Origin of the sequence: Blastococcus aurantiacus (assembly GCF_900102425.1) — a bacterium.
Classification (GTDB): Bacteria; Actinomycetota; Actinomycetes; order Mycobacteriales; family Geodermatophilaceae; genus Blastococcus; species Blastococcus aurantiacus.
The window spans coordinates 319,408-337,969 of sequence record NZ_FNBT01000003.1 but is presented as its reverse complement, the minus strand read 5'-3'; the positions used below and the strand labels follow the sequence as shown (position 1 = coordinate 337,969).

General features: G+C 74.4%; 23 protein-coding genes. 15 read left to right on the top strand and 8 right to left on the bottom strand.

Annotation, left to right across the window (positions count from 1 at the left end):
• Positions 1–74 precede the first annotated feature (74 nt).
• A complete protein-coding gene (locus BLS70_RS08280; protein WP_091766064.1) occupies positions 75–584 on the top strand; it encodes a MaoC family dehydratase in 510 nt (169 codons plus the stop codon).
• A gap of 34 nt (positions 585–618) precedes the next feature.
• Here the strand turns inward: BLS70_RS08280 and BLS70_RS08275 are convergent, their stop codons facing one another.
• The gene (locus BLS70_RS08275) at positions 619–1,032 is read right to left on the bottom strand and encodes an NUDIX hydrolase (RefSeq protein WP_091766061.1); all 414 of its coding nucleotides are present in this window, start codon (positions 1,030–1,032) and stop codon (positions 619–621) included.
• A 96-nt stretch (positions 1,033–1,128) separates the two neighbouring features.
• On the opposite strand from BLS70_RS08275, the gene BLS70_RS08270 reads away from it, so the two are divergent.
• The 5 genes from BLS70_RS08270 to BLS70_RS08255 all read left to right on the top strand — a co-directional run bounded on the left by BLS70_RS08270 (position 1,129) and on the right by BLS70_RS08255 (position 4,510).
• Positions 1,129–1,752, top strand: a complete 624-nt coding sequence (locus BLS70_RS08270) for a DUF6758 family protein (RefSeq protein WP_091765667.1) — start codon at positions 1,129–1,131, stop codon at positions 1,750–1,752.
• A gap of 167 nt (positions 1,753–1,919) precedes the next feature.
• Complete coding sequence (locus tag BLS70_RS20745) at positions 1,920–2,084, top strand: hypothetical protein (RefSeq protein WP_158544775.1); 165 nt, start codon at positions 1,920–1,922, stop codon at positions 2,082–2,084.
• Between the two features lie 7 nt (positions 2,085–2,091).
• On the top strand, positions 2,092–2,712 hold the full coding sequence (locus BLS70_RS08265; RefSeq protein ID WP_091765664.1) for a PH domain-containing protein: 621 nt from the start codon (positions 2,092–2,094) through the stop codon (positions 2,710–2,712).
• 40 nt (positions 2,713–2,752) lie between these two features.
• Positions 2,753–3,610: a PHP domain-containing protein gene (locus BLS70_RS08260; protein WP_091765661.1), complete on the top strand. Its 858-nt coding sequence runs from the start codon at positions 2,753–2,755 to the stop codon at positions 3,608–3,610.
• A 36-nt stretch (positions 3,611–3,646) separates the two neighbouring features.
• On the top strand, positions 3,647–4,510 hold the full coding sequence (locus BLS70_RS08255) for a RecB family exonuclease (RefSeq protein WP_255362326.1): 864 nt from the start codon (positions 3,647–3,649) through the stop codon (positions 4,508–4,510).
• Between the two features lie 67 nt (positions 4,511–4,577).
• On the opposite strand, the gene BLS70_RS08250 is transcribed toward BLS70_RS08255, so the two are convergent.
• The 4 genes from BLS70_RS08250 to BLS70_RS08235 form a co-directional block, all read right to left on the bottom strand.
• Positions 4,578–5,459 carry an oxygenase MpaB family protein gene (locus BLS70_RS08250; protein WP_255362325.1) on the bottom strand — a complete coding sequence of 294 codons (882 nt, stop codon included), beginning with the start codon at positions 5,457–5,459 and terminating at the stop codon, positions 4,578–4,580.
• The gene (locus BLS70_RS08245; protein ID WP_091765658.1) at positions 5,456–6,364 is read right to left on the bottom strand and encodes an alpha/beta fold hydrolase; all 909 of its coding nucleotides are present in this window, start codon (positions 6,362–6,364) and stop codon (positions 5,456–5,458) included. Before BLS70_RS08245 ends, BLS70_RS08250 begins: the two co-directional genes overlap by 4 nt.
• Before the next feature lie 107 nt (positions 6,365–6,471).
• Positions 6,472–7,596: an outer membrane protein assembly factor BamB family protein gene (locus BLS70_RS08240; RefSeq protein ID WP_091765655.1), complete on the bottom strand. Its 1,125-nt coding sequence runs from the start codon at positions 7,594–7,596 to the stop codon at positions 6,472–6,474.
• Entirely contained in the window at positions 7,596–9,155 is a 1,560-nt protein-coding gene (locus BLS70_RS08235) for a DEAD/DEAH box helicase (protein ID WP_255362324.1), read from the bottom strand. The genes BLS70_RS08240 and BLS70_RS08235 overlap by 1 nt, the downstream gene beginning before the upstream one ends.
• Positions 9,156–9,646: 491 nt before the next feature.
• On the opposite strand from BLS70_RS08235, the gene BLS70_RS08230 reads away from it, so the two are divergent.
• Positions 9,647–10,297: a ferritin-like fold-containing protein gene (locus BLS70_RS08230; RefSeq protein WP_218122332.1), complete on the top strand. Its 651-nt coding sequence runs from the start codon at positions 9,647–9,649 to the stop codon at positions 10,295–10,297.
• Between the two features lie 53 nt (positions 10,298–10,350).
• Here BLS70_RS08230 and BLS70_RS08225 read toward each other — a convergent pair whose 3' ends face one another.
• Together BLS70_RS08225 and BLS70_RS08220 are read right to left on the bottom strand one after the other, a co-directional pair.
• Positions 10,351–10,593 carry a DUF3107 domain-containing protein gene (locus BLS70_RS08225; protein WP_091765650.1) on the bottom strand — a complete coding sequence of 81 codons (243 nt, stop codon included), beginning with the start codon at positions 10,591–10,593 and terminating at the stop codon, positions 10,351–10,353.
• Between the two features lie 96 nt (positions 10,594–10,689).
• Positions 10,690–11,337, bottom strand: coding sequence for a TetR/AcrR family transcriptional regulator (locus tag BLS70_RS08220; protein WP_091765647.1), 648 nt, complete (start codon positions 11,335–11,337; stop codon positions 10,690–10,692).
• A 70-nt stretch (positions 11,338–11,407) separates the two neighbouring features.
• Between BLS70_RS08220 and BLS70_RS08215 the strand changes: the two genes are divergently transcribed.
• Both BLS70_RS08215 and BLS70_RS08210 read left to right on the top strand, forming a co-directional pair.
• Positions 11,408–12,439: an alpha/beta fold hydrolase gene (locus BLS70_RS08215; RefSeq protein WP_255362323.1), complete on the top strand. Its 1,032-nt coding sequence runs from the start codon at positions 11,408–11,410 to the stop codon at positions 12,437–12,439.
• 92 nt (positions 12,440–12,531) lie between these two features.
• Complete coding sequence (locus BLS70_RS08210) at positions 12,532–13,467, top strand: DUF3152 domain-containing protein (RefSeq protein WP_255362322.1); 936 nt, start codon at positions 12,532–12,534, stop codon at positions 13,465–13,467.
• A gap of 38 nt (positions 13,468–13,505) precedes the next feature.
• On the opposite strand, the gene BLS70_RS08205 is transcribed toward BLS70_RS08210, so the two are convergent.
• Positions 13,506–14,414, bottom strand: a complete 909-nt coding sequence (locus BLS70_RS08205; protein ID WP_091765644.1) for a type IV toxin-antitoxin system AbiEi family antitoxin — start codon at positions 14,412–14,414, stop codon at positions 13,506–13,508.
• Positions 14,415–14,652: 238 nt separating this feature from the next.
• Here BLS70_RS08205 and moeZ point away from each other — a divergent pair, with 238 nt between their 5' ends.
• From moeZ to BLS70_RS20740, 6 genes are all read left to right on the top strand, one after another.
• Positions 14,653–15,813, top strand: coding sequence for an adenylyltransferase/sulfurtransferase MoeZ (gene moeZ, locus BLS70_RS08200; protein WP_091765641.1), 1,161 nt, complete (start codon positions 14,653–14,655; stop codon positions 15,811–15,813).
• A 155-nt stretch (positions 15,814–15,968) separates the two neighbouring features.
• Complete coding sequence (locus BLS70_RS08195) at positions 15,969–16,580, top strand: TIGR03086 family metal-binding protein (protein ID WP_255362321.1); 612 nt, start codon at positions 15,969–15,971, stop codon at positions 16,578–16,580.
• A 35-nt stretch (positions 16,581–16,615) separates the two neighbouring features.
• On the top strand, positions 16,616–16,999 hold the full coding sequence (locus BLS70_RS08190; RefSeq protein ID WP_255362320.1) for an MGMT family protein: 384 nt from the start codon (positions 16,616–16,618) through the stop codon (positions 16,997–16,999).
• A gap of 4 nt (positions 17,000–17,003) precedes the next feature.
• Positions 17,004–17,747: a biosynthetic peptidoglycan transglycosylase gene (locus BLS70_RS08185; RefSeq protein WP_176946332.1), complete on the top strand. Its 744-nt coding sequence runs from the start codon at positions 17,004–17,006 to the stop codon at positions 17,745–17,747.
• A gap of 46 nt (positions 17,748–17,793) precedes the next feature.
• Complete coding sequence (locus BLS70_RS08180; RefSeq protein ID WP_255362319.1) at positions 17,794–18,297, top strand: GNAT family N-acetyltransferase; 504 nt, start codon at positions 17,794–17,796, stop codon at positions 18,295–18,297.
• 82 nt (positions 18,298–18,379) lie between these two features.
• On the top strand, positions 18,380–18,550 hold the full coding sequence (locus BLS70_RS20740) for a hypothetical protein (protein WP_176946331.1): 171 nt from the start codon (positions 18,380–18,382) through the stop codon (positions 18,548–18,550).
• Positions 18,551–18,562: the final 12 nt, after the last annotated feature.

Below are 18,562 nucleotides of genomic sequence, written 5' to 3'. Positions count from 1 at the left end.
GGCCGGGTGCCCGGTCGGCCTGCGCCGCCACGATCCGCTGCGCCCGCACGCGAGTCGACGTCGGGAGCCAGCAGATGCAGTTCGGTCGGTACTACGAAGAGTTCGAGGTCGGCGCGGTCTACAAGCACTGGCCCGGGAAGACCGTCACCGAGTACGACGACCACCTCTTCTGCCTGATCACGATGAACCACCACCCGCTGCACATGGACGTGAACTACGCGGAGAACACCACCGACTTCGGCAAGAACGTCGTCGTCGGCAACTACATCTACTCGCTGCTGCTGGGCATGAGCGTCGCCGACGTCTCCGGCAAGGCCATCGCCAACCTCGAGGTCGAGTCGCTGCGCCACGTCGCGCCGACGTTCCACGGCGACACCATCTACGGCGAGACCACGGTCCTCGACAAGACCGAGTCGAAGTCCAAGGACGACCGTGGCGTCGTCTACGTCGAGACCATCGGCTACAAGCAGGACGGCACGATCGTCTGCATCTTCCGCCGCAAGGTCATGGTGCCCAAGCGCTCCTACGGCGAGGCCCGTGGCGGCGAGCAGCCCGGCCGCCCGGAGCCCAAGCCCCGCGGCTGAGCCCGGCGAGGGCGCTGCCGGCCGGGGGAGGACCTCAGGCCGGCAGCGCGCCCCACTGCCGCAGCGTCTCCAGCAGGCGCGGCGTGCAGGCCAGCCCCGCCCGCGTGACGGCGTCGGCGAAGAGCGCGTCGGCGGCGTCGTCACCCGCCACCGGCTCGGCCGGCGGCCCGACCAGGGTGCACACGAAGTCGGTCACGTCGTAGACCACGCCGTCCCCGGGGATGGACAGCCGCCCCGCCACGGCGCCGGGCCGCACGAGCAGGCCGGTCTCCTCCCGCACCTCCCGGACGACGGCGTCCTCGAGCGTCTCGCCCGGCTCCACGCGCCCGCCGGGCACCGACCACAGCCCGGCCGACGGCGCGTGGCCGCGCCGGATCAGCAGCAGTCGGCCCGCCTCGTCCAGCAGGACCGCCCCCACGCACGGCACCACCGGGAGCTCGCCAGCCATGACCGGCACGCTACGGGCCGCACGTCAGGGCCGTTCCCGGCCCACGTCCACCCCAGCGCTTGACGATTCCGTGAAGCCACAGGACGGTATTGCCCGATGAGCGTCTCGCCGGTCTGCCCCCGATGCGGCGAGCCGTTGCAGGTGCGACCCGGGTCGGCGGCGCAGGCCTGGTGCCACCGGCACGGCGCCGTCACGCCGCTGCACCACACCGTGCTGGTCGCCCACGACGCCATCGCCGCCGTCACCGCCGACGCCCGCGTGCCGGCCTGGGTGCCCGACCCCATGCCCGCCGGCTGGGCGGTGACCGGACTCGCGTGGGGTGGGGAGCCCGGCGCCCGCGCGATCGTCGTCGACACCGCCGGGCCCGCACCCCTGGGCGGCTCGGCCGAACTGGTCCTCGTCGCCGAGGAGCCCGGCACCGGCGTGGGCTGCGGCTACGCCGGTCTGCCCGGGCTCGACCCGGGCGACGTCATCTCCGGCCCCTCCTCGGTGGCCGTCGAGGCGGCCGGCCAGCGCGCTCCGCTGTGGGCGGTCCCGACCACCGACGACCGCGCCGCCTTCGTGGGGGAGGCATACGGCGTCTGGCTGTGGCTGGTGACCTGGCCGATGAACGCCGCCTGGCTGCTCGCCGAGGAGCCACGGCTGCTGGACCTGCGCGAACGCATCTACCCCGACCTGCCGCTGGGCCCACCGAGCGAGCACCTGCTGCCCGGCAGCTGACCGGTCCGTGACGGACCGGCTCGCCTCGGTTCATGATCGGCGCGTCGCGGGGGTGACCCCTGGGGTCTGTGTTACCCATGGGACGAACGCGTCCGCCGCACGTCCGGGCGGGTCTTCCCACGCATGCCGGTGCTCCCTCCGGCCTGCCCGTTCGAGCACCCTCGGAGGTGACGGTGAACCTGAAGAAGGTCATCACCTGGCTCGTGGTCGCCTTCGCGATCTGGTACGTCATCCAGAACCCCGAAGACTCCGCGGACATGGTCCGCACCGCCGGCACGGCACTCGGGGACGCCGCGACGTCCCTGTCCGAGTTCGTCGGCTCGCTCGCCTGAGCACCGCATGACCGCGTCCCCGGTCCTCCCGACCCGCGCCGGCAAGGACGCCGACAAGTACCTCCTCCCCGGCGAGGACGTCGTCCTGGCCACCCGGCGGCACTGGGCGGTGCTGATCGAGCCCACCCTGAAGTTCCTGCCGGTGTTCGCCGTCGGAGGCTTCCTGTTCCTGCTCGACCCCGACAACGCCGTCACCAGCGTGGTCGGCCTGGTCGTGGTTCTGGGGGCCCTCGTCTACTACGCGCTGCGCGTCGGCGAGTGGTGGATGCGGCACTTCATCGTCACGCGGCGGCGGGTGCTGCTGACCTCGGGCGTCATCGTCCGCACCGTCACGCTGCTGCCCCTGCGCCGGATCACCGACCTGACCTGGGAGGAGACGTTCTTCGGCCAGATCCTGGGCTACGGCAGCTTCCGGTTCGAGTCCGCCGGGCAGGACCAGGCGCTGCGGCACATCACCTTCATGCCGGATGCGAAGAAGGTCTACAAGGAGGTCAGCGGCCTGCTGTTCAGCGCGGACTGGGGCGGCGCGGCCAGCGGGGACGACGAGGGCAACCCCGACCCACCACCTCCGCCCCCGCCGGTGCAGCGGGACACCGCGCCCATCCCGCCGCTGCCGCCGGCGCCATGAGCCCGGCGGGCCGCCGCCGGGTGCGGCAGGCTGGGCGCTGATGCGCATCGACCTGCACACCCACTCCTCGGTGTCCGACGGCACCGAGACCCCCGCCGAGCTGATGCGGACCGCGCGGGCCGCCGGGCTGGACGTCGTCGCGCTCACCGACCACGACACCACCGACGGCTGGGCGGCCGCGCGGGACGCGCGCCCCGCCGGGCTGACCGTCGTCCCGGGCATGGAGCTGTCGTGCCGCTGGTTCCCGGACGACCAGCCGCCGATCAGCGTCCACCTGCTGGCCTACCTGTTCGACCCGGACTCCCCGGCGCTGTCGGCCGAGCGGGCGCGGCTGCGGGCGGAGCGGCTCAGCCGGGGCGAGCGGATCGTCGACGCGCTGGCCGCCGACGGCTATCCCGTGCTGTGGGCGGAGATCGTCGAGGCCTCGGCCGGTGGTGTCGTGGGCCGGCCGCACGTCGCCCGTGCCCTCGTCCGCGCCGGGGTGGTCGAGTCGGTCGACGCCGCGTTCGCCACGCTGCTGCACCACCGCAGCCCCTACTACGTCACCAAGGCCGACACCGACGTCCGGCAGGGCATCGCGCTGGTCCGCGCCGCCGGGGGAGTGCCCGTCTTCGCGCACGGCCTGGCCACGAAGCGGGGCCGGGTGCTCGACGACGCCGCGGTCGCGGCGATGGCCGAGGCGGGTCTGCTGGGCCTCGAGGTCGACCACCCCGACCACAGCGACGACGAACGGGCCCACATGCAGGGGCTGGCCGCCGACCTCGGGCTGCTCACCACGGGGTCGAGCGACTACCACGGCACGAACAAGACGACGCCCATCGGCGCCTGCACCACCGACCCGGAGCAGTTCGAGGCGCTGGTCGCTGCCGGAACCGGTGCCGCGCCCTTCCGCGACTGACCGCGGACCGTCGTCCTCCCTCGTTACCGTGACGCCATGCGCAACCCCTCGGACGCCGGGCAGTCGGTCCTGCCCGGCATGCCACGGCGGCTGCTGAGGGCCTCGCCCAAGTCGCTGGCCGACTTCTCCGACTGCCCGCGGCGCTACCGGTACGCCAACGTCGACCGGCCCAGCCCCCAGCGGGGTCCGCGGTTCGCCCACCACACGGTGGGGACGGCGCTGCACCAGGTGCTCACGCAGTGGTACGACCTGCCCGTCGAGCGCCGGACGCCCGCGTCGGCGCGGCAGCTGCTGTACGCCGCCTGGACCCCGGCCGGCTTCCGCGACGACGAGCAGTCCGACCGCTGGCGGGCCCGTGCGGCCGGCTGGCTCACCGACTTCGTCGCCGACCTCGATCCCGAGGTGGAGCCGCGCGCCCGGGAGCGCACGGTCAGCACCACCACCGAGCGCATGACGCTGTCCGGCCGGGTCGACCGCATCGACGAGCGCGGCGAGGAGCTGGTGGTCGTCGACTACAAGACCGGCCGCAACCCCAGCACCGACGACGAGGCCCGCGGCTCCCAGGCGCTGGCGCTCTACGTGCTCGCCGTCCGCCGCACGCTGCGCCGTCCCTGCACGCGGGTGGAGCTGCACCACGTGCCCACCGGGACGGTGGCCTCCTTCGAGCACACCGAGCGGTCGCTGGCCAACCACGCCCGCCGGGCCGAGGACGTCGCGATCGACATCGGGGCGGCGCTGCAGGCCGTGGACGACGGGCAGGACCCCGACGTCGCCTTCCCGGCAGTGCCCGGCAGGCAGTGCGGCTGGTGCGACTTCCGGCCGGCCTGCCCCACCGGCCAGGCCGCGACGCCGGCCCGCGAGCCGTGGAGCTTCCTCGCCGAGGACGACCTGGCTACTTGATGGAACGGCCCCGGTGCAGGCACCCGCGCCGAGCGTGCGAGGCGTGGGGGGGCACCGGGGTCCTACGTCAGGCGCTGAGCCGCTCCGCGCCGCCGACCCGGTCGTAGCCGGCCCGCACGATCGGTGAGCGGTACGCCCGCTGCGGCAGCGCCAGGAAGCCGGCCCGGAAGGCCCGCAGCCCGGCGGTCGCCGCGGCGTCGGTGAGCGCCAGCCCCGGCAGGGAGTACATCCGCCGGGCCCACGCGGGAAGCAGTGCGAAGCACAGCCCCGCGAGCGAACCCCAGACCGGCCGGGCCGGAGTCAGCAGCTGCAGCCACCCGGGCATCGGCGGGAGGAACAGGTCGCGCACGCCCTTCACGGCCGCCGGGGTGGCCGCCAGCGACGGGCGGATCGCCTCGAAGTAGGCGTCCATCTCGGCCACCGACCTCGGCACGGTCTCCAGCGGCACACCCACGAGGTGCGCGAACGCCACCTGCTCCGCCACGTAGCGGTCGGCTTCCTCGTCCGTGAGCGCCAGGCCGGCCCGGCGCGTCGTCGACAGGATCGAGTCGACCGCACAGTTGTGCACCCAGAGCAGCAGGTCGGGGTCGTCGACGCGGTACGCCCGGCCGGTCGTCTCCTCGACCCCCGACAGCTTCCGGTGGTAGCCCCGCACGCGGGCGGCCATCCGGCGGGCCTCGGTCCGCGTCCCGTAGACGGCGGTCTCCATGTACTGGCCGGTCCTGGTGATCCGCATCCACCAGTCGTCCTTGAAGCCGGCGGAGTTGCGCGCCACGCCGTCCATGGCGACCGGGTGCAGGGCCTGGATCATCAGCGACCGCATGGCGCCGAGGTGATACGCGGGGTCACCGTGGACCCGCCAGGTCACGCTGCCGGGGCCGAAGAACCCCAGCCGGTCCTCCTCGGCGGTCCAGTCGTCCGGGGAGGGGAGCGGCGCCAGGCGGCTCATGCCGCGACCGACCCCCAGAAGTCGCAGAGGACGGCGACCGTCTTCGGCGGGTTCTCGACGGCGGGGGAGTGGATCGAGTCCTCGATGACCTCGTGCCGTGCGCCGAGCCGCTTCGCCATGTCCTCCTGCACGTGCGGCATCCACGCGTCGTCGGCCTCGCCGTGGGCCACGAGCACCGGCACGCCGATCGCCTTGAGTTCCTCGACCCGGTCGGGCTCGGACGTCATCGCGTCGGCCATGCCACGCAGCCCCGGGCCGGAGTTGCGCAGGAAGCGGCGCGCGTAGAACTCCCGCGTCGGCGCCGGCACCGCCTGTGCCTTCGGGTCGGTCATCGCCAGCTGCTCCATCGTCCGGTGCACCAGCTCCACGCCGCCCTCGTCCAGCAGCGGGGCCAGGTGGTCCAGCAGCTCGGCGCGGCCGCCGGTGAGCGCGGCGGGCCCGGAACCGAGAAGCGTGAAGGAGCGGAACAGCTCCGGTTCGGTCAGGACGGCGGCGCGGGTGACCAGGCCGCCGAAGCTGTGGCCCAGCAGGTGCAGGGGAGCGCCGGACTCCTCACGGAGCACCCGGGCGACGGCGACGACGTCCTCGGCCAGCTCGGCCACCGAGTAGCGGCTGGGGTCGTCGGGGCCGGGGGACTCGAACTGGCCGCGCTGGTCGATGGCGACCACCCGGTAGCCGGAGGCCGACAGCGGCGCCAGCAGCGGGGCGAAGTCCTCCTTGCTCCCGGTGTAGCCGGCGACCATGAGAACCGTGCCCTCCGGGCCGGGGCCGGTGTCCAGCGCGGCGAGCGGGCCGGCGCCGCCCTCGAACGTGCGCGAGGACGCGTTGTGATCGGCCAGCTGGCGTAGATCGTTCGGCGCGACGGCCGGCGGGGCAGGGGAGTCGGAGGCACCGGGCAGGACCATGTACCCGAGTGTGCCCTGAACTCCGCCGGGACCGCCGTCCGGCCCGACGGCCCCGTCCCGGGCACCGCCCCGAGCGTGCGAGGGGTGGGGAGGACGGGGTCCTTCTGTCAGCGGTAGCCGCGCACCCCGTCGTCCAGACGCAGGACGACGACCGGACCGACGACGGCCACCACCCCGTCGGAGGGGACGTCGGAGGCCGGCAGCCGACCCAGCTCGAGCCCGCTCAGCGCGTCGATCCGCACGAAGCCCTCGGTGGTCGGCACGACCACCTCCCCGGTCTCGACCGGGGCCGCGGCCGGCAGCCCGTCGGCCGGGACCGACCAGCGGGTGCTCCCCGACGCCGGGTCGATCGCCGAGAGGACGTTCCCGGTGCGCACCAGCGCGAGCCCGGCGGCCGTCGTCTGCGCGGCCGCCTCCGCCGGCTCGACGGGCAGGGTGGTGCGCAGTGCGCCGTCCTCGGGCGCGAACAGCCGCACCTCGGCACCGACGCGCACGCCGACCAGCTCGTCGGCGCCCAGCAGTGACGGGTCGGCGTCCCCGGGCACGTCGACCGTCCAGAGCTCGGTGCCCTCGAAACCGTCGTACAGGCGCACCCGCACGTCGTCGTCCGGGCAGCGCTCCAGCACCGCCACCCCGGCGCTCCCGGCCACGGCACCGGCCCAGGTGCAGCCCTCGTCGGGAGCGGCTCGCCACCGGAGGTTGTTGCCCCGCGGGTCGAAGGTCACGACGCCGGTGGGGCCGCTGGCCAGCACGATCGACGTGGTGGAGCCGATGACGGCGTCCCCCCGCAGGCTCATGTTCCGGGTCCAGGCACGCACGCCGGTGCCCGCCTCGAGGGCGACCGCCTCGTCGCAGCGCCCGGCGGTGCGGAAGACCGCGACCGCGACGCCGTCGGCGACCGTCAGGCCGCACAGCCGGGCGTTGCTGCGGGTGTACTGCCACGCCACCTCGCCGGTGACGACGTCCAGGGCGCGCACGCCGTGGTCCGAGCCGACGACGACGCGGCCCTCCTCGACGACGTCGGCGGGCAGCGCGTCACCGTCGGCCGACCAGGCCTCCTCGACGGCACCGGCCGGCGCCCCCGTGGGGACGTCGGCCGGTGCGGACGTGGTGCTCTCGGTGGCCGCCGCGTCGGAGTTCCGCCACAGCAGACCGGCGACGACGACGAGCGCCAGGGTGGCCGCGATCCACACCCACACCCGCAGGGGCGGGCGGGACGGCGACCGTGCCATCAGGCGCCGGCGGCCGGCTCCGCGCCACCGCCGGCGGTCGACTCCGCGCCACCGCGGCCCGCGCCACCACGACGGCGACGGCGGCGCGGCCGGGGCGCGCCGCCCTCGCCGTCCTGTGCCTGCGGGGCGGCCGGGCCGGACCCGGCCGGAGCCGCGGACTCGCCCTCGGCGCCCGAACCGGCACCGCTGCGGGTGCGCCGACGCGGCCGGCTCTTGCCGCCGCCGGCGGGACCGTCGTCGCCGGCCGGACGGTCGCCCCGGGCGGGACGGTCGCCGTCGCCGCGGCCGCGGGGGCCGCGGTCGCCGCCGTCGGTCGGGCGGTTGCGCTTGCCGGTCTCGCCGAGGTCCTCGAGGGTCTCGGCCTCCAGGCCCTCGCGGGTGCGCTGCGAGCGGGGCAGCCGCCCCTTCGCGCCCTCGGGGACGTCGAGGTCGGTGTAGACCCACGGCGAGGTGGAGTAGGTCTCCGGCGGGTCGTCGAAGCCCAGGTCCAGCGCCTTGTTGATCAGCTGCCACCGCGGGATGTCGTCCCAGTCGACGAGGGTGACCGCGACGCCGGTGCTCCCGGCGCGGCCGGTGCGGCCGATGCGGTGCACGTAGGTCTTCTCGTCCTCGGGGCACTGGTAGTTCACGACGTGGCTGACGCCGGTGACGTCGATGCCGCGGGCGGCGACGTCGGTGGCGACCAGGACGTCGACCTTGCCGCTGCGGAAGGCGCGCAGCGCCTGCTCGCGGGCGCCCTGGCCGAGGTCACCGTGCACCGCGGCCGCGGCGAACCCGCGGTCGACCAGCTCGTCGGCGACCTTCTGCGCGGTGCGCTTGGTGCGGCAGAAGACCATCACCAGGCCGCGGTCGCGGGCCTGCAGCACGCGGGAGAGCAGCTCGGGCTTGTCGAGGTTGTGCGCCCGGTAGATGAACTGGGTGGTCTGCGGGACCGTCGAGCCCTCGTCGTTGCCGTGGGCGCGGATGTGGGTCGGCTGGGTCATGAACGTGCGCGACAACGTCACGATCGGGCCGGGCATCGTGGCCGAGAAGAGCATCGTCTGCCGCTTCTCCGGGACCATCGCCAGCACCCGCTCGATGTCGGGCAGGAAGCCCAGGTCGAGCATCTCGTCGGCCTCGTCCAGGACGAGCGCCTTCACCTTGCCCAGGATCAGGTCGCCGCGCTGCGCCAGGTCGAGGAGCCGGCCCGGCGTGCCCACGACGACCTCGACCCCGTTGCGCAGGGCCTCGATCTGCGGCTCGAAGGCGCGACCGCCGTAGATGGCCTGCACGCGGATGCCGCGCTTGACGCCGGCGGCGCCGAGGTCGCGGGCCACCTGCACGCACAGCTCGCGGGTGGGGACGACGACCAGCGCCTGCGGGACACCGTCGCCGCCCTCGGCCGGCGGGGTGACCCGCTGCAGCATGGGCACGCCGAAGCCGAGGGTCTTGCCGGTGCCGGTGCGCGCCTGGCCGATGAGGTCGTTGCCGGCCAGCGCGAGCGGGAGCGTGAGCTCCTGGATGGCGAAGGTCCGGGTGATCCCGGCCTCGGCCAGCGCGGCCACGATGTCGGGATGCACGTCGAAGTCGCTGAACAGCGGGCTGTCCGGGGCGACGGGGGCGCCGCCCAGGGACTCGACGGTCTGCTCGAGCTGCTCGGGGTCGGGAGCGCCGGACTCGGCGTGCTCCAGCTCGACGGCCGGCAGGTCGGTGGTGGGGGTGTCGTTCTCGGTGGAGGTCAGCGGTCTCGCCTCTGGTCTGCTGGGGGGACCGGTTCCGGCGGCGGGGATCCGCGGCGTCGGACCTGTCCCGGGTCGGTTGTCGCGGGATCGGTTTCCAGCGCCGACGCGGCCAGCATGACCGGGCGTCCCTGCGGGACCTGCCCGGGAGACGGCCCGGAGGGGGCGTCGTCCGACGGTCGTCAGCGCACGAATACACGGTGAGCCGTGGAGCCCACCGACGCCCATGGTAGCGCGGGGCGCCGGTTAGCCTCGGCCCGCCGCACGCATGATGTGGTCTGCCCCACTCATGGGGGGAGTGTCGCTGCACCCGCCCGAGCCGAGGAGACCGTGTGAGCCAGCCCGAGCCCGGAGCCGTCGTCGATCTGCTGGGGGTGCTGGCCTACGCCGAGCTGACCGCCTTCGACCGGCTCGCCGAGGACGCCCGGCTGGCCCCCACGCTCACCGGGCGGGCAGCCCTGGCCCGGATGGCGGCGGCCGAGATCGCCCACCACGTGCGGCTCACCGAGCGGCTCACGGAGCTGGGGGCCGACCCCGCCGCGGCGATGGCCCCCTTCACCTCCGCGCTGGACACCTTCCACGAGAGCACCCGGCCGAGCACCTGGCTCGAGGGCCTGGTGAAGGCCTACGTCGGCGACGGCCTGGCCGCCGACTTCTACCGCGAGATCGCGGCGTTCCTCCCGGAGCCCGACCGGGACCTCGTGCTGGAGGTGCTCGACGACACCGGGCACGCCGACTTCGCCGTCCGCGAGGTCCGCGCGGCCATCGAGGCCGACCGCCGGCTGGCCGGCCGGCTGGCGCTGTGGGGACGGCGGCTGGTCGGGGAGGCCATCACCCGCTCGCAGGCGGTCATCGCCGAGCACGACGGGCTGGCCGAGCTGATCATCACCGGGACCGGCGACCTGGCCGGCGTCGGCCGGTTGATCGACCGCATCACCAGCGCGCACACCCAGCGCATGACCACCCTCGGCCTCAACCCATGAGAAAGGGGCGCTCCGCGCATCGCGCGGAACGCCCCTCCCGATGACGCTTCTGGCTAGGCGGTGCCACCGGCGATGAAGCCGACCCGCCGCTGGTCGGCCTGCGCGATCTCGACGTAGGCGATGCGGTCGACCGGGACGACGATGCGCCGACCCCGCTCGTCGACGAGGGTCAGCAGGCCGTCCTTGGTGGTGCCGGACATGGCTGCCGACACCTCCGCAGCGATCTCGTCAGGGGTCTTGGGGCTGTCGATGACCAGCTCCCGGGGGGAGTGCTGGACGCCGATCTTGACTTCCACGTGGGCGATGCCTCCTCGGTTCGCGCGACTGCCCCCAACGCTAGTCCAGCGCGGTGCCGGGCGACCGCCGGAGCGGGTGCGCCGACAGCGAACGCCTCACGCGAGGGGCAGGCCGCCGTCGACGCGCGGGAACCCGGAGATGCCCCGCCACGCCAGCGCCGACATCAGCGCGACGGCCTCGTCGCGCGACACGGTTCCCTTGCGCGGCAGCCACCACCGGGCGCTGGACTCGGCCAGCCCGGTGAGCCCGGAGGCCAGCAGCAGGGCCCGCTCGGCGTCGGCGCCGGTGTCCGCGGCGATCACCTGGGCGATGGCCTCGACGCAGGCGCCGGTGCCGCGGTCGACGATGGTCCGCACGTCGACGTCGTTGCGCAGGTCGGACTCGAAGACCAGGCGGAAGGCCTCGCCGTCGGCGTCGATGAAGTCGAAGTACGCGCCGACGGCGGCGTCGACCCGGGACCGGTTGTTGTCGGTGGCGGCCATGGCCTCGGCGACGCGGGCGGCCAGTTCCGAGACCTGCTCCTCCAGCAGTGCCAGGTAGAGCTCCCGCTTGCCGGGGAAGTGCTGGTAGAGCACCGGCTTGCTCACTCCGGCGCGGTCGGCGATGTCGTCCATGGCGGCCGCGTGGAACCCCTGGGCCACGAACACGTCCTGGGCCGCGCGCAGCAGCTGCAGGCGCCGGGCGCCGCGCGGTAGGCGGGACGTGCGGCGGTTCGCTGCGGGGGCGGGAGGTGGCGGCTGCATGGCACGGGGATGTTACCGACGGGTTCGTGCCCGGCATCACACCGTCCACCGCTGGATTACCGTCGCGGCGATGCCCGACATGCCCAGGTCCGACGCCCGCGGGTCGTCGTCCGTCGTGGACGCCCCCGACTCGACCACCGCCCTCCCGGACGCAGGTTTCCTCCGGCCCCCGTGGCCGGGGCAGGAACTGGAGGTCGGCGGCGGCGAGGTGTTCGTCCGGTGCACGCCGTGGACCGGCCCGGTCGACGGCGACCCGGCCGGTGCGCCCCGCGAGCGGGCCCTGTACGTGCACGGGCTGGGCGGCGCGTCGACGAACTGGACCGATCTCGCGGCGTTGCTGGCCGTCCGTGTCGAGGGATGGGCCGTCGACCTGCCGGGCTTCGGGCACTCCCAACCACCACCGCGCGGGCGGTACTCGATCCGCGGGCACGTGCGCGCGGTGATCGACGTCCTGGAACACATCCGCCGGCAGCCCGGCGAGGCGCGGGACCGTCCGGTGCACCTGCTGGGCAACTCGCTCGGCGGCCTGGTGAGCCTCGTCGTCGCCGCTCGGCGGCCAGACCTCGTCCGCTCGCTGACGCTGATCTCGCCGGCCATGCCGGTCTACCGGGTGCCCCCGGCCTTCAGCCGCGCGCTGCTGCTCCTGCTGCTGCCGGGCGCCACGACGCTGGCCGAGCGCCGCCTGGCCGGCGTCACCCCCGAGCAGAACGTGCGCTCCATGATCCGGATGTGCTTCGGCCGGCCCGACCAGGTGCCCAGGGAGCGGGTCGACCAGGCGGTCGAGGAGATGCGGATCCGCGCCGAGCAGCCGTGGGCCGACCGGGCGCTGGCCGGCAGCATGCGGGCGCTGATCACCTCCTACCTGCGCGTCGGCCGCGCCAACGCCTGGCGCATGGCCGGTGCCCTGCAGCAGCCGACGCTCGTCATCTGGGGTGACCGGGACAAGCTGGTCGACCCGGCCCTGGCCCCGAAGCTGGCGGCGGCCATCCCGGACGCCCGGCTACGGGTTTTCGAGGGGGTCGGCCACGTGGCGATGCTCGAGGCGCCGGAGCCGACGGCGCGCGCGGTGCTCGGCATGCTCGAGGCGCTGCCCGCCACGTAGGGAAGTGCGCGGTCTCCGGCTGCAGCCGACACGCCACGGAGCGTGAGACCCTGGGTCGGGACGTCGATCGGGAGGACCAGGGGAGGTCGGGAGTGTCGGGACGCCGCACCGACGGCCGGGTCGACCTCCCGAGCCGACCGGGACGCCCGCGGACCCGCCCTCGCAGCGGCCCGCTGGTCGCTGCCCCGGACCCCGACCGGGTGCGCCGGCGGGTGCGCCCGGCCGACGGCCCCGTGCGCGGCTTCGTCCGCCGGTACGGCTGGCGCGCCTACGCCATCCCGCTCCTGACGCTGGCCACCCTCGTGGCCCTCGTCGACGTCGCCGTCAACCAGCCCGCGGAGAGCGATCCGGCCGCCTCCAGCAGCCGGACCACGGCCGTGACGCCGTCGGTTCTCCCGCTGCCCGACGACGGCCGGCCGTCCGACGCCCCCGCCCAGGGCGACGCCGAGCCCACCGGGGTGCCGGCACCGTCCGCCGACGCCGCCACCTACGTGGAGCGCGGCGCCGGGTCCGTCTCGGTCGTCGACGGCAGCTCGCCGGTCTACGGGACCGGGCCGCTGCGTCGCTTCGTCGTCGAGGTGGAGGACGGCATCGAGGTCGACGGCGCCGGGTTCGCCGAGGCCGTCGAGGAGACGCTGGGCGACCCGCGCTCGTGGGGCAGCGGGGGGCGGATGTCCTTCCAGCGGGTCGGGGCGGAAGCGGCCGAAGCGGGCGAGTACGAGTTCCGGGTGTCGCTGGTGAGCCCCGGCAGCATGGAGACGTACTGCCCGGGCGTGGGCACCGGCGGCTACACCTCCTGCCGCTACGGCGAGCGCGCCGTGATCAACCTGGCCCGCTGGGCCACCGCGGTCCCGGACTACCAGGGCGACGTCGCCACCTACCGCCGGTACGTGGTGAACCACGAGGTCGGGCACGCGCTCGGCAACGGTCACGAGGACTGCCCGGGCGCCGGTCAGCTCGCCCCCGTGATGCAGCAGCAGACGCTCGGCCTGAAGGGCTGCACCAAGAACGCCTGGCCCTACCCCTAGGCCTGCCGATCCTTGACCGACCGCGGGGAAATCCGGCCTCAGCGCGAGGCTGAAGGGCGGATGACCCCGCGCTCGCGCAGCAGAGCGGTCACGGAAGCGGCCACACGGTCGGGCGCGTGCATGTCTGCGGCGGTGACGTGGACGACTGTCCAACCCGCGGCCACCAACGCGTTGTGGCGTCGCCGGTCGCGCCCGAGCTCCCCGGGCTGCCCGTGCCAGGCCCCGTCGTACTCGACGGCCACCTTCAGTTCCGGGAAGGCCAGGTCCACCCGCGCGACGAACCGCCCCTCGGCGTCCCGGACGACGTACTGCGGTACCGGTGCGAGGCCGACGGACCGGAGCAGCACGCGCAGCACCGACTCCGGCGGGGACTCGGCGCGCTCGTCAGCGAGGCCCACGGCCCGCCGGGCCCGGACGCTCCCGCGACCGGGCGGTAGGAGGGCGACTGCCTCCGCGAGGTCCCGAGCGCGCACGAGGCCGCGCGACAGGAGGACGTCGAGGGCGACGACGGAGTCCGGCACGTTCTCGTACCGGGCGATGTCCACCGCCGTCCGCACCGGGGTCGTGCACGTGTACCGGCCGACGCTGCGCACCTCGGTGATCGGCAGCGACGTCCGACGGACCCGCAGACCGGTGACCGGGCCGAACCGCTCGGCCTCCGGGACGATGACCTCGACCGGTGCTGCGGCTTCCACCAGCGCTTCCGCGCCCAGGATGTAGGCCGCCGTCCGCCCGCCGAAGACGGCGCCGTCCGGGACCACCAGAGCCGCGCCGGCGACCGCGGTTCCGTGGGTGTCGGGGAGCGCCGCGTCGGCGTAGACCCCGCGGAAGAGCCGTCGCCAGGCCCGTGACTCCAGCTGGTTCCTCGTCAGCAGGCCCGCGGCGAGGGCGTCGCGGGCGCGGAAGACCCGGCCGCACAGCGCGGGGGGACGGGTGGGCGGTCGCACCCGGTGAGCCTGCCGCGACGGCGCGGTCCACGACTGCGTCGTCCACAGGCTCCCCGAGCGCAGGGTTTTCCGGCTCACGTCCCGCGTCGAGTGCCGGAGAACCCCGCGGTCGATGGCAGGTCTGCGCGGGGGCCGCCAGCGGGGGCGTGCCGGGGGGAATCGGCGCGGCTGGCACGCTGTTGTCGCACGTGTTCGACGGCCCCGTCGCGGGCCGCTCTCGACCGAACGAGGAGCGATCGTGTCCCTGCCACCCCTGGTGGAGCCCGCCGCCGACCTGTCCATCGACGAGGTCCGCCGCTACAGCCGCCACCTGATCATCCCCGACGTGGGCATGGACGGTCAGAAGCGGCTGAAGAACGCCAAGGTGCTCGCCGTCGGCGCCGGCGGCCTGGGCTCCCCGGTGCTCATGTACCTGGCCGCGGCCGGTGTGGGCACCCTGGGCATCGTCGAGTTCGACACCGTCGACGAGTCCAACCTGCAGCGCCAGATCATCCACGGGCAGTCCGACGTCGGCCGGTCCAAGGCCCAGAGCGCGCGCGACTCCATCAAGGAGATCAACCCGCTGATCGACGTCCGGCTGCACGAGACGCGGCTCGACAACGACAACGTGATGGAGATCTTCAGCCAGTACGACCTCATCGTCGACGGCACGGACAACTTCGCCACGCGTTACCTGGTCAACGATGCCTGCGTGCTGCTGAACAAGCCCTACGTCTGGGGCTCGATCTACCGCTTCGACGGTCAGGTGTCGGTCTTCTGGAACGAGCACGGGCCGAACTACCGCGACCTCTACCCGGTCCCGCCGCCGCCCGGCATGGTGCCCAGCTGCGCCGAGGGCGGCGTCCTCGGCGTCCTGTGCGCGACGGTCGGCGCGATCCAGGCCACCGAGGCGGTCAAGCTCATCACCGGCATCGGCGACACGCTGCTGGGCCGCCTGATGGTCTACGACGCCCTGGAGATGACCTTCCGCGAGATCAGGGTGCGCAAGGATCCCGAGGGCGAGCCCATCACCGGGCTCATCGACTACGACAACTTCTGCGGCGTCGTCTCGGTCGAGGCGCAGGAGGCGGCGGCCGGCTCGACGATCACCGTCGACGAGCTCAAGGACATGATGGACGCCGGCAAGGAGTTCGAGCTGATCGACGTCCGGGAGCCGAACGAGTACGAGATCGTCTCCATCCCGGGCGCGAAGCTGATCCCCAAGGACGAGATCCTCTCCGGCCGCGCCCTGGCGCAGTTGCCGCAGGACAAGCCGATCGTGCTGCACTGCAAGACCGGTGTCCGTTCCGCCGAGGCGCTCGCCGCGGTCAAGGCGGCCGGCTTCAAGGACGCCGTCCACGTGCAGGGCGGCGTGACCTCCTGGGCCACCCGCATCGACAAGACACTGCCCACGTACTGACGAAGGACCCCGTCGCCCCCGTACCTCGCACGCTCGGCACGGGTCCCTACGACGGGGCCGCCGCACGGCCCGGTCACCCTCGCGGGGTGACCGGGCCGTCGTCGTACCCGGGGCCGGGCGGCCCGGCCACGCGACGGGCATGTCGGGTTGGGCGCATGTTCACTGAAGGCATGTCTACTGGCGGCATGGACCGGTACTCGCCCGTCGAGCTGCTCGCACTGTTCCAGCGCGCGCAGGCGCTGTTCACCGATCGCGTCGACGCCGTCGACCCCGACCAGTGGGAGGACGAGGCGCTGCCCGGCTGGACGGTCGCGGACCTGGTGGCGCACCTGGTCGGCGAGCACCTCTGGGCGCCGCCGCTGCTGGCCGGCGAGCCGTACACCGACATCCACGTCGCTGACGACATCGCGACGCTGCTCGGCGCCGACCCGTTCACCGGCTGGGAGACCGCCGCGGACGGGTCCCTGGCGGCCTTCGCCGAGGACGACGCCCTCACCCGCACGGTGCACCTGCAGCGGGGCCCCACCCCGGCCACGCAGTACGTCCTCGAGATGACGGCGGACCTGACCGTGCACTCGTGGGACCTCGCCCGGGCGACCGGCGGCGACCCCCGGCTGGACCGCGAGCTCGTCGACGCCGCGCTGGTCCTGGCCGAACAGCTGCCCGACGACGGCGTCCCCGGGTTCTTCGACCCGCCGCTGGCCGTGCCGACGTCGGCCGACGCCCAGACCCGCCTACTGGCCCGGTTCGGTCGCAAGGACGACTAGTACGGAGGACCGAGCCGACGGTCCACCATGGGTACGTGAGCGACCCCGCGCTCGACGTCGACGAGGCCGTCTTCGACGTGGTGGAGCAGATCCCGCCGGGGCGGGTCAGCAGCTACGGCGCGATCGGCCGGCTGATCGGCGTGGGCCCGCGGCGGGTGGCCCGGGCGCTGAGCGCCGGCGGCGGGGCGGTGCCCTGGCACCGGGTGCTGCGCGCCGACGGCACGGCCGCCGAGGCGGTCCGCGTCCGGCAGCTGGAGCTGCTGGCCGGCGAGGGGGTGCCGGTGCGCAACGGCCGGGTCGACCTCGCGGCGGTCGGCTGGCCCGACCGCGACACGGACGTCGTCCCCAGGGATGACGCCGGATCGAGCAAGATCGACCACCGGGACGACGCGGGAGAGGGGTCCCGGACGATCGGATGAGGGGGTGCCGAACCTGACCCAGCAACGCTCCGCCCCCTCCACCCGACCGGCCGCGCTCCTCCGTCGCGTGCGCCGGGCGCTGGTCGCCCTGGCCGTGGTCGCCCTGCTCGCCCTGGGCGCCGCCTGGGCCGCCACCCCGGGTGTCGACGACGCCCGGGCGCGCGTGGACGCCCGGCTGGCCGCCTACGCCGGGACGGCGCTCGCGGGGGAGATCCCGCCGCGGATCGCCGCGGCGCTGCTGGCCACCGAGGACAGCCACTTCGCCGACCACATCGGCATCGACTGGCGCGGGGCGCTGCGGGCGCCGCTCGGACTGGTCAGCGGCAGCGACCGCGGCGGATCCACGGTGCACCAGCAGCTGGCCCGCGTCGTCTACGAGGACGGCGCCACCGATCCGCTGGCCAAGGCCCGCGCAGTGGTGCTGGCGGTCAAGCTCGACCGGGCCTGGAGCAACGAGGAGCTCCTGCGGATGTACCTCGACGCTGCCTACTTCGGCCACGGCTTCTACGGCGTGGACGCCGCGGCTCGGGGCTACTTCGACGCGGCACCCGGGGAGCTGGACTGGGCCCAGGCCACGGTGCTCGTGGGGCTCGTGCAGGCACCCAGCGCCTACGACCCGCTGGCCCACCCGGACCTCGCCAGGGCCCGGCAGGCGCACGTGCTGGACCGGCTCGTCGACGTCGGCACGCTCGAGCGCGAGGACGCCGACCGGATCGCCTCGGCGTCCTGGGGGCTGGTCGAGGGCTGACCCGTCGCCGGTCGCGCGTGGCCGGGTCCGTGGCAGGGTCCGCAGGGTGGACCGAGCGGGGACGACGCGAGCGCTGGACGAGCGGGACGGGTTGCTGCTCCGCATGGCGACCTGGTTGAACCTGAACTGGAGCGGGCCCCGGTTCACGGTCGCGCAGCTGGACGCCGATCCGCACCTGGCCGCCTACTACCGGTCGCCCCCGGAGTTCGGCGTCGTCTCCACGGCGGACGGCGAGCCGACGGGCGTGGTCTGGGTGACCCGCTTCCCGGCCGAGGCCCCGGGCTACGGATTCGTGCGCGCCGACGTCCCGGAGCTCAGCGTCTGCGTCCTGCCCGGGTACCGGGGCGCGGGTCTGGGAGCCGGGCTGGTCGGCGCCGCGGTGGCCGAGGCGCGACGCCGCTCGCTGCCGGCACTGGGCCTCAGCGTCGAGGAGGGCAACCCGGCCCGCCGGCTCTACGAACGGCTGGGCTTCGTCCCGGCGCCTCGGCCCGCGGATCCCGGCACGCTGGTCCTCGAGCTCCGGGATGTCGAGCGCCGAACTCCCGCGTGACGGGGGTGTGTCCGGCTGACCCGTCCGGACCATTTCCCGCCATCGCCTACAGCGCGGCGGCGCACGTGCCGACTAGCAGTCCATGAACAACATCGCGTGCCGGGCCGTGGCCCAGGCCGGGCTCGTCGCGGCGACGGCGTCGCTCGACACCGAGGGCGAGTGGCCGTTGCTGCAGGTCGCCGGCTGGCTGACGACCGCGACGGACCTGATGCTGGAGGCCGGTCACGTGGAGGCGGCCCTCACGCTGATCTGAGGCACTGCTCCC